The organism is Corynebacterium sp. HMSC034A01 (genome assembly GCF_001838175.1).
Taxonomy (GTDB): domain Bacteria; phylum Actinomycetota; class Actinomycetes; order Mycobacteriales; family Mycobacteriaceae; genus Corynebacterium.
In genome coordinates this window covers 41,122-53,057 of record NZ_KV835934.1, presented here as the reverse complement: position 1 = coordinate 53,057, position 11,936 = coordinate 41,122, and the positions used below count along the sequence as shown (strand labels likewise).

The following is an 11,936-nucleotide window of genomic DNA, read 5'->3' as shown; positions in this document are numbered from 1 at the left end:
CTCGCGCTAACTTACTAGCCCTCGTTGACGGCCTTGGCGGCGACGTCGGCGAACTCCTGCCACTGCTTCGCCTGCTCGCGAAGGGACGCGGCCTTGGCGGCGTCGCCCTTGGCCTCGGCGGCCTCGGCCTGTTTGGTGAAGTCGTCGGCCTTGACCTGGAACTGGTTGACCTTGTCCTGCTGCGCCGGGTCAGTCTTGCGCCAGCGGGAATCCTCCGCCTCGGACACGCGCTGCTCGATGCGGCCGATCTTGTCCTCGAACTCGCGCACACGTCCGCGCGGGACAAAGCCGATCTCGTCCCACTTGTCCTGCAGCTCGCGCAGCTTCGCCTTCGCGGTGCCGAGCCCCTTCGCGGGGTCGATCAGCGAGTCGTACTCGGAAATCAGCGCGTCCTTCGCCTCGGCGTTGGCCTCGAACTCGCGGTCGCGCTCGGCGTTGACGGCGTTGCGGGCCTCGAAGAAGTGGTCCTGGGCGGCGCGGAAGCGCTCCCACAGCTTGTCGTCCACCTCGCGCGGGGCGCGGCCGGCGGCCTTCCACTCCGTCATCAGGTCGCGGTAGGCGCGGGCGGTGTGGCCCCAGTCGGTGGAGTCCTTCAGCGCCTCGGCACGCTCGACCAGCTCCTCCTTGGTCTTCCTGGCCTGCGCACGGTTGCGGTCCAGCTCGGCGAAGTGGGAGCCGCGGCGGCGGTTGAAGCTGTCGCGGGCGCGGGAGTAGCGCTTCCACAGCTCGTCGTCGGTTGCGCGGTCGATGCCGCGGATGCCGCGCCACTCCTCTAGGATCGCGCGGATGCGGTCGCCCGCGGCCTTCCACTCCGTGGAGTTCTCCGCCAGGTCCTCGGCCTCTGCGGCGAGCGCTTCTTTGCGGGCGATTGCCTGCTCGCGGCGCTGCGCCTTCTGCTCCTTCGCCTTCTCGCGCGCGGTGTCGGAGGCGTCAATCGCCTTGTCTAGGCGTGCCTCAACAGCGTCGATGTCGCCGATCACGGCCGCGTCCGCAAGCGATGCCTTGAGCGCCTCCGCGGACTTGCGCAGCGCATCCGCGTCCTCCGGGTGGGCGCGCAGACGCGTCTCGATGAGCTCCACCTCGGTGACCAAGTCGTCGTAGCGCTGGCCGTAGTGCGCCAGGCCCTCTGCGGGCGTGCCCGCCTGCCAGGAACCGATCTGGCGCTCCTCGCCGCCGCGGGTGAGGAAGACGTTGCCCTCATCGTCCACGCGGCCGAACTTGGACGGGTCCGACGGCTCACGTGCCGGCAGGGGAGCCGGGGTGACGGTCTTCGCCGCTGCTCCGGGACGTGGCCCAGGCTTCTTCGCCATCGCTGCCGGCGACGGTGCCTTGGTGCCCGGGGTCGGAGTGGAGTTCGAATCGGTCATAGTGGACATCCTTTCCGCGGCCGGAGATGTGGCCGCACTGTGCCGCGCGTCGCGGCTGCCTTGCGCAATGCGTGCGATATTACCGGCACTTCACGCCCCGCGGGGATCAAACCGGGCGCTGGGTAGGGTTGTGCGCGTGAGATCAAACCTCTGGATCGTGCCGGGATCGCCAGCACTCGCGCTTTCGCCTAGCGACGCCGCTTCGCAACGCCTCGTACAGGCCGTCCGTGCGCTCGCAGGCGGGCTCGACGGCAGGGCGATCGACATCGTCTGCTCGCTGGATGAGCGCTGGTATACAGCCCACACCGGGTCTCTCAAAGCCTGGGGCGGGCCGGAGATCACCGTGCGTGCAGGCAACCACCTCGGCGAGCTGGTCGCACGTTTCGCCCTGGGGGACCCGGAGGTGCGCGAGGTCCGCGGCGAGATCGGCACCCCCGACCCGGACGCGGTGACCGTGGTGGTGCTCGACGGCCCAGCCGGGCTGACCCAGCGCGCCCCGCTCGCGCTGGTCGACGGCGCGCCGGAGTACCACCAGCGTCTGTGCAGGTGGCTGCACGGTGGGCAACCGGAGGTCGCTGATAGGCAATTGCTCGAACCCGCGTTGTGGCACGAACTGGCGACGCTGCGGCCGCACAAGGCGACATTGCTGGACCACGACGACACATTAGGAGTAGGACGCTACGTAGCGGAGTGGAGCGTATGAAACCGATTGCAGTAGTGGGGCCGACCGCCAGCGGCAAGTCCGCGCTCGGCATCGCGCTGGCGCACGAGTTCGGCGGCGAAGTGGTCAACGTGGACTCCATGCAGCTGTACAAGGGCATGGACATCGGCACCGCGAAGTTGCCCGTGGAGGAGCGCGAGGGCATCCCGCACCACCTGCTGGACATCTGGGAGGTCACCCGCACAGCCTCGGTGGCCGAGTACCAGTCGCTCGCGGTGGCGACGGTGGAAGAGATCATGGCGCGCGGCAGGGTGCCGGTGCTGGTTGGCGGGTCGATGCTGTACGTGCAATCGCTCATCGACGCCTGGTCGTTCCCGCCCACCGACCCCACCGTGCGCGCGAAGTACGAGGAGCGCCTGGCCGAGAAAGGCGTGGAGGCGCTGCACGCGGAGCTGGCCGAGGTGGATCCGCAAGCCGCCCGCATCATCGAGGACAAGGACCCGCGCCGCACCGTGCGCGCGCTCGAGGTGATCGAGCTGACCGGCAAACCGTTCCAGGCGTCGCAGCCGCCGAAGAACGCAGCACCCCGTTGGGGCACGCGCATCCTGGGGCTGCGCACGAACGCCGAGTGGCTGAACCCGCGCATCGAGCTGCGCACGCGCATGATGTTTGAGCAGGGGCTTATCGACGAAACACGTGGCCTGGTGGACGCCGGCCTCGTGCGCGATTCCACCGCCGGACGCGCCATTGGCTACGCCCAAGTGCTGGCGATGCTCGATGGCGAGCTCACCGAGGACGAGGCGGTGGAGCAGACGATTACCGGCACGCGCCGGTACGTGCGCCGCCAACGCTCCTGGTTCAACCGCGACCCGCGGACCGTGTGGCTGGACGCTGCCGGCGCGGACGTTATGGGCGCCGCGTTAGACTCGGTGGCGTGAAATTTATTAAAGCGCACGCCACCGAAAACGACTTCGTCGTCCTCATCGACGTTGAGGACACCCTCGATGTGACCCCGGAGCAGGTTGCCTTCCTCTGCGACCGCCGCGCCGGCGTCGGCGGCGACGGGCTGCTGCGGGTGGTGCGCCGCAGGGGAGCAGACGGCAGGTGGTTCATGGACTACCGCAACGCCGACGGCACCATCGCGGAGATGTGCGGCAACGGCATTCGCGCATTCGCGCACGTGCTGGTGGCCGAGGGGCTCGAAGACGCAACAGAGTTCGACGTGGACACGCGCGCCGGGGTCAAGCACATCCGGGTGATCTCCGCCGACTGCGCCGACGCGATTGTGTCTGTGGGCATGGGCCGCGTTGAGGTCACTGGCGTGTCCACCGCGTCCATGGGGGAGGCCCAGTTCGCCGGCATCGGCGTGGACGTGGGCAACCCGCACTTGGCCTGTGTGATCCCGGGGATGAGCTCATCGGATCTCGCGGACATGCAGTTCGTTGCCCCCGAGTTCGACCCGGAGTTCTTCCCCAAGGGTGTGAACGTGGAGGTGCTCACGGAGCTGGATCAGGGAGGCGTGCACATGCGCGTGTGGGAGCGCGGCGTGGGCGAGACCCGCTCCTGCGGCACCGGCACCGTCGCCGCGGCGCAGGCGGCGCTCGCGGACGCGGGCATCGAAAACGGGTCTGTGATCGTGAACGTCCCGGGTGGGGCCGTCGAGGTCGTGCTTGACGGCGGGGAGGCCACGATGACTGGCCCATCGACGATCGTGTTCCGCGGGGAGCTGGCGGACGAGTTGTAGGTTCGGACCTACGCCGGGCCGATTTCTTTCGCGGCCCGGCGTGCGTCGTCCCACGCCTCCTGCAGCTCAAAGGCGCGCTCGTCGGCGACGGTGAGGAGGCGCTCCAGCTGCGCTTTGTCGGTGGAGGTGGAATCCAGGTAGCCGTCGATGCGCTCCATGAAACGCCGCGCGGAAGATGCCCGCAGGAGGAATTCGTTGACCTGCGGCACTGAACTATCCGGGTTTGCCAGGGCAGGGTAGTGCAAGGTGCGGTCCGCGATGTCGGATGCGCTCGCTCCGTGCTGCAGTTGCTCGTAGGCGTCGAGCACTTCAGCGATATCGTCGCGCGCGTACTGCAGCGACGACCGGATGGCCAGCACCTCCGGGTCAATCTGTACGCGTCGCACGAGCAAGATCGCACTGATGATCAGCAGTGCCGACAGCAAAAGCCCCGGCAGTTTGAGCGTGAACACCAGCAGCACAACGGCAGCGAGCACGAGTGCGCCGATTAACGCGCGTGAGAGATCCCTGTTCGGTGAACTCATCGGCAGGCCCTTGTAACGGCTAGTGGCCGCCGCACCCGCAGGATCCGCCGCAGCCTCCGCAGCCGCCGCCGGAAGGCGTCGGGATGGAACCGGCCATGACGGCGGTGCCGGCGATTACGGAATCGCGCGCGGGCAACTCGCCGTCGGGCAGGCACACGTCGAACGGGAACGCCGCGTCGACGGAGACGTGGATGAAGCGCTGACCTGTCAGCGCGGAGGTGCGGTACTCCGCCTCCAGCACGCGCGCCGAAAACTCAGCGCTCGCGTCCGGGGTGGTGGCGCTGCCGTTTGCCACGGCCTCGGCGCCGGGGGAGGCCACGGTGCCGACGACGGCGCCCGGGTGCTTCGCCAGGTAGGCCTCGGTGGATTCGTAGTGGTCAACAGCAAGGCCCAGCGCCGTGACGGAGAGCTCCTGCCACTCGAGCGCGGGATCGTCCACAAGCAACGGCTCCTGCGCGAGGTTCACCGTCAGCGATGCCATGGCGTTGCCGCGGGGATCGACCACATCGGCCAGCGCGACGACGTCGTTAAGCGGCGTGATGTGCGCGTAGGTGCGGGTGACCGACTCGAATCCCGCGAAGGTGGCAAACGGCTCCACAGCCAGGATGTTCAGCTGCGCGCCCGACGGGTCGGTGTACTGGATCAGCTGGCCGCCGCGGACCTCGCCGACGACAGCGAGGCGGTCGGTGGCAATCGCGGCTTCGACCGCGTCCTGCCACTTGTTGAAGCTCAAGCCGAGTGCGGAAAGATCGGTGCTCACTGCTGTGCTCATGGCCGTAGATTCTAGTCAATCGCCCCGACCGGGAAGAATCCTGGGCCTTTCCGCGTTCTATCGGGTAGATATGACAGTGACAGATTCAACACACAGGAAAGATCGCTTTTTGCTTGAAGACGAACTGACGCCCGAGCAACGCACCCACGAAGAGCTGCTGCGACAGGCGTTTCGCCACAACGAGCCACAGCCCGGCGCGGAACCCACCGTCGGCGCCCTTGACCTGGCGGACCGCAACTCGTTCCGCTCCGTTGCCGGAGCCACGGAGCTGCGCTCCGAAGACCACGTCGACATCTACGAGGTGGAGTACCGCAAGCTCCGCATCGAACAAGTCCTTCTCGTCGGCGCCTGGACCGAAGGCACAGTAAAGGAGATTGAGGCGAGCATGTGGGAGCTGGCGGCGCTGGCGAAAACCGCCGGAGCCGAGGTGCTGGACATGCTGTACCAGAAGCGCGACAAGCCGGACCCGGGCACTTACATCGGCTCGGGCAAGGTGGCGGAGCTGCGCGAGATCGTGCAGGCCACCGGTGCGGACACGGTGATTTTCGACGGCGAGCTGTCGCCGTCGCAGATGATTGCGCTCGAGGAAGCGCTGAAGATCAAAGTGATCGACCGCACCATGCTCATCCTGGACATCTTCGCCCAGCACGCGAAGAGCAAGGAGGGCAAAGCCCAGGTGAGCCTTGCACAGATGGAGTACCTCTACAGCCGCACCCGTGGTTGGGGCGGCAACCTGTCGCGCCAGGCCGGCGGCCGCGCCGGCTCCAACGGCGGTGTGGGCCTGCGTGGTCCCGGTGAGACGCGTATCGAGGCGGACCGTCGCCGCCTGCGCACCGAGATGGCCAAGCTGCGCCACCAGCTGCGCGACATGACTACGGCACGCGAGGTCAAGCGCGCGCAGCGCCAGCGCTCCACGATCCCGAAGATCGCGATTGCCGGCTACACCAACGCGGGTAAGTCCTCGCTGATCAACGCGATGACTGGCGCAGGTGTGCTGGTGGAAGACGCGCTGTTTGCCACCCTGGATCCGTCCACACGCAAGGCGAAACTCGCGGACGGGCGCAACGTGGTGCTCACCGACACCGTCGGGTTCGTGCGCCACCTGCCCACCCAACTGGTCGAGGCGTTCAAGTCCACGCTTGAAGAGGTTGCGGGCGCAGACCTTGTGCTGCACGTTGTGGACGGCTCGGACGCGTTCCCGCTGAAGCAGATCGAGGCCGTCAACGAGGTCCTTGCGGAGGTCACCCGCGATTCCGGCGAAGAAATGCCGCCTGAAATCGTGGTGGTGAACAAAATCGACGAGGCCGACCCGCTCGTGCTGGCCGAGCTGCGCCACGCGTTTGAGAAGACCGGGCGCACGGCCGTGTTCGTCTCCGCGCTGACCGGCGAAGGCATCGAGGAGTTGGAAGCGCGCATCGAGCAGCACCTCAACTCCATCGACGCGCACGTGACCATGGTGGTGCCGTATACCCGCGGCGACGTGGTCAGTCGCGTCCACGACGAGGGCACGGTGCGCTCGGAGGAATACGAAGAGGCAGGAACGCGTATCGACGTCCGCCTGCCCCGCGTCCTGGCCGAGCAGTACGCGGAGTTCGTGGTCAGCTAGCTAGCGCTCAAGCTTGGCCGCGGCATCCTCATCGAGGATGACCGTGGTGCGGGGGTGGTTTTGCAGGACCGACGCCGGGCAGCCCGGGGTCACCGGGCCTTCAACGAGGGCCTTGACCGCGTCAGCCTTGTTCGGGCCGGTGGCGATGAGCACGATGGTGTGCGCCTCCATGATGGTGCCCACGCCCTGGGTCAGTGCCTTGCGCGGCACCTGGTCCTCGTTGTCGAAGAAGCGGGCGTTGTCCGCCACGGTGGTGGGGTGCAGGTCGATCTCGCGGGTGCGCGAATCCAGCGCGCTGGGCGGCTCGTTGAACGCGATGTGGCCGTTGGCGCCTACGCCGAGGATCTGCACGTCCACGCCGCCGGCGGCGGTGATGCGCTCCTCGTAGCTGCGGGCCTCTGCCTCGGGGTCGGCCGAGCGGCCGTCGAGAGACTGCACCTTCGCATCGTCGATGTCGATGTGGTCGGTGAACTCGCGGCGGATGGTTGCGTAGTAGGACTGCTCGTCGGAGCGTTCCAGCCCGACGTACTCGTCCAGGAGGAACGCGTCGCACTGCGCGAAGCTCAGATTCTCCTCGCGGTGGCGGCGGGCCAGCTCCATGTACGTGGGGTTCGGGGTCGAACCCGTGGCCAGGCCGAGCGTCGCGCCATCGCGCACGAACGGTTCGATGATGTCAGCTGCGGACACGCCGACTTCATCGGCGGTGGGGCGCACAATGATTTCCATGATGCTCAAAATAGCAAGGGCACCCTGAGAGCTGTGTACTTTGCCCGCCGGCTACCCCCGGAGCAGGAAATTTCAGCTGGCGGGGTGATAATGGCATTTCGTGACTCACACTTTCGGTTGGACCCTCCACGGAGACGGGCGCACTGTGCGCCCCGGGGCTGTTGTCGCCCCGGACGAGCGGCTGAGCTGGCCGCGCACCATCGGCATCGGCATGCAGCACGTGGTAGCCATGTTCGGCGCCACACTACTGGTGCCCACCCTGACAGGATTCCCGGTGAACACCACACTGCTGTTCTCCGGCCTGGGCACCATCATCTTTTTGCTGATCACCCGCAACAAAGTCCCCAGCTACCTGGGCTCGTCCTTCGCGTTTATCGCACCACTGACGGCCTCGCAGCAGTACGGCGTCGGCGCGCAGCTGGGCGGAGTGCTGCTGACCGGTGTGGCGCTCATCCTCGTCGGCATCGTCGTCGAATGGGCGGGCAAGCGCGTCATCGACGCGGTTATGCCGCCTGTGGTGACTGGCGCCATCGTCGCGCTCATCGGCTTCAACCTCGCGCCAACTGCGGTCTCAAACGTGCAAACCCAACCCTGGGTGGCGGCGGTGACACTGCTGACGGTTGTGGTGGTCACCGTGGCCACCCGCGGACTGCTCTCTCGCTTGTCCATCCTCGCCGGTGTGCTTGCCGGATGGCTGTTCGCCGCTTTGACGGGTGGCTTGGGCGACGACGCGCTGCAAACCATCGGCGACGCGCCGTGGATCGGACTGCCACAGTTCCACAGCCCGGAGTTCCACGTTTCCGCGGTGCTGGTGACTCTGCCCGTGTTGGTCGTGCTGATCGCGGAGAACGTCGGCCACGTCAAGGCTGTGTCCGAGATGACCGGGCGCAACCTCGACGACATGCAGGGCCGCGCGCTGATCGGCGACGGCATTGCCACCACGCTCGCCGGCGGTTTCGGCGGCTCCGGCACCACCACGTACGCAGAAAACATCGGAGTAATGGCGGCGACGAAGGTGTACTCCACAGCCGCGTACTGGGTCGCCGCCGCGTTTGCGATCGTGCTGGCGTTCATCCCGAAGTTCGGCGCCGTGATCTTCACCATCCCAGCTGGTGTGCTCGGCGGCGCGTGCCTGGTCCTCTACGGGCTCATCGGCATGCTGGGCGTGCGCATCTGGCAGGACAACAAGGTGGACTTCACCGATCCCGCGAACCTGACGGCGGCCGCGGTTGCGCTGATTGTGGGCATCGGCAACCTCACCCTGGATGTGGGCGCTGTGACGTTAGAAGGCATCGCGCTGGGCTCGGTTGGCATCATCGTGATCTACCCGCTGATGCGCTGGGCGTACGACACGTTAGGGGAGGGGCAGTACCGCAAGGACTTCGAGGTGCCGAAGCCGTCCACCTTCTAGCGGGCGGTGCATCACTGCACATGAAAACGCCCGGGCGACGTATGCCCGGGCGTGAGCTCGTCGTAAAGCGAAGAGTGCTTACTCCTCGTCGAGGTTCTGCTCGATCAGGGCCGCAATCTTCTCGACGGCGTCGGCGTTGTCGGAAGTGACGGTGACCTCGTCGCCGTGCTCCGCACCCATCGCCATAATCATCAGCGAGGAAGCGGCGTCCGTCTCGTCGTCATCATCGCCGCCGACAAAGGTCAGCAGAATCTCATCGTCGTACTCGCCGGCAGCGTCCGCGATCACCGTGGCCGGGCGTGCGTGCAGCCCGACGGTGGAACCGACCTTCACAGTCTTGGAAGCCATTCGGGTGTCCTTTCCTTTGTTTTTCATTCAGGTCTGCAACGAGTGTAGGTCGCAAACTGGCGAAGATGCCACCATATTCGCGCAGAAAGTCACAGAGCGCCCCAGCGGAACGCGCGGGGCGAGACACTACTAGGCTGCTAGGGCTGCGCGAGCACGACCTCAATACCGTGCGAACGTAGCTCATCCACGAAGGCAGAGGGCGCTTCGGCGTCCGTGATCACCACATCAATATCCGTCAGCGGCGCGAAGCTCACCACGTAGTCGTTGCCCAGTTTCGTGGAATCGCACAACACGACAACCCTGCGGGCGTTGGTCACCATTGCAGCTTTCACCGCAGCCTCTTGGGCGTCCACGGTGGATAGGCCGTGGCCGATGGACAACGCGTTAGTGCCCACGAACGCCACGTCGGCGCGCAAAAGCGCGAGGGTGCGAAGCGCGGTACTGCCGACGACTGCCTGGCTGATCGGCCGGACACTGCCACCGAGCAGCTGCACGTCGTGCAACCCGGAATCGCTCAGCTCCAAGGCGGTCGGGATGGAATTGGTCACTACCGAGTACTCCCGATTCCCGCGGGTCTCCGCCAGACGCTTGCCCAAGCTGCTGATCGTTGTGCCCGAGTCCAAGAAGATAGTGCAGCTTTGCGTATCGGGCACGAACTTCAGCGCAGTCTCTGCAATCGCGGCTTTGGCCGCAAGGGAGGCGCGTTGCCGGGCATCCAGCGGGATTTCAGTAGAACGGTAGGACTGACTCGCAACCGCGCCGCCGTGGACGCGGTGCACCACGCCCTCGTCGTGCAACGCCGAAAGGTCACGCCGGATCGTCTCCGCGGTGACGTTGAAGCGCTGCGCCAACTCAGTGACAATGACGCGGCCTTCAACTGCGGTCAAAGACGCAATCTGGCGTCTACGCTCCTCGGCGTACATCGATCTCCTGCGATTCTGGCTGTGCTGTATCCGGTTTGTGTGTAAACGGTGCAAACGCACCGATTACAGAGTACGGAACACCGAAATAACTCGCCCCATGATCTCCGCCTCATCGCCCTTGATCGGCTCGAAGGCATCGTTGTGGGGCAAGAGCCACACGCCGGTGGAATCGCGGTGGAACTCCTTGACCGTCGCCTCACCGTCCAGAAGTGCTGCGACGAACTCGCCTTCCTCCGCATTCGGCTGGGAGCGGACAACCACCCAGTCGCCGTCGAGGATTCCCGCCTCGCGCATGGACTCGCCGACGACTTTGAGCATGAACACATCGCCGTCGCCGAGCAACTCCTCGGGCAGCGGGTAGTAGGTGTCCACATTCTCCTCAGCGAGGATCGGTGCACCTGCCGCGATCTGACCAACCACCGGCACGTAGCGGGCATTGCCGGAATCCTCCGGCTTCGCCTCCTGCGGTTTGCGCTTCTTGCGCCCGGTCTCTGGCATTTGACGCAGATCCACGGCACGCGGCTTGTTCGGATCGCGGCGAAGGAACCCCTTCTTCTCCAATTCCTTGAGCTGGTACGCGACAGAGGATGTGGACTGCAAACCCGCCGCGTCACCGATCTCGCGGATGCTTGGCGGGTAGCCGCGCAGGACTACAGCGTCTTGGATCACCTGGAGGATGCGGCGCTGACGGTCAGACAGCGCGTTGTAATCCGGGTTGCCTGGATCGGACTTCTTTCGTGCCATGACGTTCTCCTTGGACTCGGCGGTGTGATGCGCCTACGAACCTACCAGATAGGGCACTTATGTTCGATGGTTGCAAACATTGGGTGGACACGGGTCGGGCGCAATGCTATAAATCGAACACGTAAGCGTATTCGAACATATGAACGTTATGGCATTCGAACGTGTCGGCACCGTACGTAAAGTGTGCCGCAGAAAGAAGGGAGACGCACTATGTCCGTTGCAATCAATCCAGTACACAACACATTCGTATCGCGCTCCGGCGCCGCATCTGTAGTTCCCCCGGCAGAGGTGTGGGACGTTGATTCTGTGTCAAAGCGTCGGTCGGGCGGCGCCGGTGTTCGAGCGATTTCTACTTCCCATCGAACGGATGCGCGCCCGATCCGTAGTGAAGTTTTGGACGGTCCCTCTGATGCGAATCCGTTCGAAACACGGCACGAGACGCGCGATACGGTCCTGCTTGGCGTGTGCATGACTGCAGCGTTGCTTATCGGTTCCGCGTTCGGCGGTGTCTTTTCTGCGCAGGACGAGGATCCGTCCTCGATGACCCATGGCCAGGCGGCCGACGCCGCCGCAGTGGCAACTGCGCGCTAGACAAGGCGTAGACTCACGGCTACGCCAAGCCTTGAATACTCTAGGGGTGGAGATCCGTGTTTTGTCCCTTTTGCCACAACGAACAATCTCGTGTGACTGACTCGCGGCTGGTCGAAGCCGGCTCCGCCATTCGGCGGCGCAGAGAGTGCACTGAGTGCGGGGGGCGTTTCACCACGATAGAAAAGGCCGTGCTGACCGTTGTGAAACGCAACGGCGTGAGTGAACCGTTCGATCGCGACAAGCTTATCGTCGGCGTGCGTCGAGCATGCCAGGGCCGAGATGTCACCGACGACGCATTGAAACGCCTTGCCCAAGAAGTCGAAGAAACCGTGCGCGCGCAAGGAAGCTCGCAAGTGCCCGCCCACGAGATCGGTTTGGCCGTCCTTGAGCCACTTCGCGCCCTCGACGAGGTGGCGTACTTGCGTTTCGCGTCCGTGTACAAGTCTTTCGAAAGCGCGGACGACTTCGAGTCCGAAATCCGGCTCATGCGCCGCCGCGACCGCGAAGACTTCTAACCCA

General features: G+C 65.4%; 14 protein-coding genes. 7 read left to right on the top strand and 7 right to left on the bottom strand.

Features of this window, described 5'->3' with window-relative positions:
- Positions 1–14 precede the first annotated feature (14 nt).
- Entirely contained in the window at positions 15–1,376 is a 1,362-nt protein-coding gene (locus HMPREF2791_RS02760) for a DUF349 domain-containing protein (protein ID WP_083327867.1), read from the bottom strand.
- A 127-nt stretch (positions 1,377–1,503) separates the two neighbouring features.
- Between HMPREF2791_RS02760 and HMPREF2791_RS02755 the strand changes: the two genes are divergently transcribed.
- From HMPREF2791_RS02755 to dapF, 3 genes are read left to right on the top strand one after another with little or no spacing between them, the layout of a single operon-like run.
- A complete protein-coding gene (locus HMPREF2791_RS02755; protein ID WP_070844272.1) occupies positions 1,504–2,070 on the top strand; it encodes a hypothetical protein in 567 nt (188 codons plus the stop codon).
- Complete coding sequence (miaA, locus tag HMPREF2791_RS02750) at positions 2,067–2,966, top strand: tRNA (adenosine(37)-N6)-dimethylallyltransferase MiaA (RefSeq protein WP_070844270.1); 900 nt, start codon at positions 2,067–2,069, stop codon at positions 2,964–2,966. The genes HMPREF2791_RS02755 and miaA overlap by 4 nt, the downstream gene beginning before the upstream one ends.
- Positions 2,963–3,772 (top strand): diaminopimelate epimerase, encoded by an 810-nt coding sequence (gene dapF, locus HMPREF2791_RS02745; protein WP_070844268.1) that lies wholly within the window; start codon positions 2,963–2,965, stop codon positions 3,770–3,772. Before miaA ends, dapF begins: the two co-directional genes overlap by 4 nt.
- Positions 3,773–3,780: 8 nt before the next feature.
- Here the strand turns inward: dapF and HMPREF2791_RS02740 are convergent, their stop codons facing one another.
- Both HMPREF2791_RS02740 and HMPREF2791_RS02735 read right to left on the bottom strand, forming a co-directional pair.
- Positions 3,781–4,296 (bottom strand): hypothetical protein, encoded by a 516-nt coding sequence (locus HMPREF2791_RS02740; RefSeq protein ID WP_070844267.1) that lies wholly within the window; start codon positions 4,294–4,296, stop codon positions 3,781–3,783.
- Between the two features lie 19 nt (positions 4,297–4,315).
- Entirely contained in the window at positions 4,316–5,068 is a 753-nt protein-coding gene (locus HMPREF2791_RS02735; RefSeq protein WP_141764893.1) for a hypothetical protein, read from the bottom strand.
- Positions 5,069–5,138: 70 nt separating this feature from the next.
- Between HMPREF2791_RS02735 and hflX the strand changes: the two genes are divergently transcribed.
- Positions 5,139–6,674: a GTPase HflX gene (gene hflX / locus HMPREF2791_RS02730; protein WP_083327866.1), complete on the top strand. Its 1,536-nt coding sequence runs from the start codon at positions 5,139–5,141 to the stop codon at positions 6,672–6,674.
- On the opposite strand, the gene nagB is transcribed toward hflX, so the two are convergent.
- Complete coding sequence (gene nagB / locus HMPREF2791_RS02725; RefSeq protein ID WP_070844349.1) at positions 6,675–7,400, bottom strand: glucosamine-6-phosphate deaminase; 726 nt, start codon at positions 7,398–7,400, stop codon at positions 6,675–6,677. It lies immediately after the preceding gene.
- A 100-nt stretch (positions 7,401–7,500) separates the two neighbouring features.
- On the opposite strand from nagB, the gene HMPREF2791_RS02720 reads away from it, so the two are divergent.
- A complete protein-coding gene (locus HMPREF2791_RS02720) occupies positions 7,501–8,811 on the top strand; it encodes a uracil-xanthine permease family protein (RefSeq protein ID WP_070844263.1) in 1,311 nt (436 codons plus the stop codon).
- 78 nt (positions 8,812–8,889) lie between these two features.
- Here HMPREF2791_RS02720 and HMPREF2791_RS02715 read toward each other — a convergent pair whose 3' ends face one another.
- The 3 genes from HMPREF2791_RS02715 to lexA all read right to left on the bottom strand — a co-directional run bounded on the left by HMPREF2791_RS02715 (position 8,890) and on the right by lexA (position 10,826).
- A complete protein-coding gene (locus HMPREF2791_RS02715; RefSeq protein WP_070844261.1) occupies positions 8,890–9,159 on the bottom strand; it encodes an HPr family phosphocarrier protein in 270 nt (89 codons plus the stop codon).
- 137 nt (positions 9,160–9,296) lie between these two features.
- Entirely contained in the window at positions 9,297–10,082 is a 786-nt protein-coding gene (locus tag HMPREF2791_RS02710) for a DeoR/GlpR family DNA-binding transcription regulator (protein ID WP_070844260.1), read from the bottom strand.
- Between the two features lie 63 nt (positions 10,083–10,145).
- Complete coding sequence (gene lexA, locus HMPREF2791_RS02705) at positions 10,146–10,826, bottom strand: transcriptional repressor LexA (RefSeq protein ID WP_070474259.1); 681 nt, start codon at positions 10,824–10,826, stop codon at positions 10,146–10,148.
- 468 nt (positions 10,827–11,294) lie between these two features.
- On the opposite strand from lexA, the gene HMPREF2791_RS12315 reads away from it, so the two are divergent.
- Both HMPREF2791_RS12315 and nrdR read left to right on the top strand, forming a co-directional pair.
- Entirely contained in the window at positions 11,295–11,417 is a 123-nt protein-coding gene (locus HMPREF2791_RS12315; protein ID WP_256365526.1) for a hypothetical protein, read from the top strand.
- Positions 11,418–11,473: 56 nt separating this feature from the next.
- Positions 11,474–11,932, top strand: a complete 459-nt coding sequence (nrdR, locus tag HMPREF2791_RS02700; protein ID WP_070474265.1) for a transcriptional regulator NrdR — start codon at positions 11,474–11,476, stop codon at positions 11,930–11,932.
- Positions 11,933–11,936: the final 4 nt, after the last annotated feature.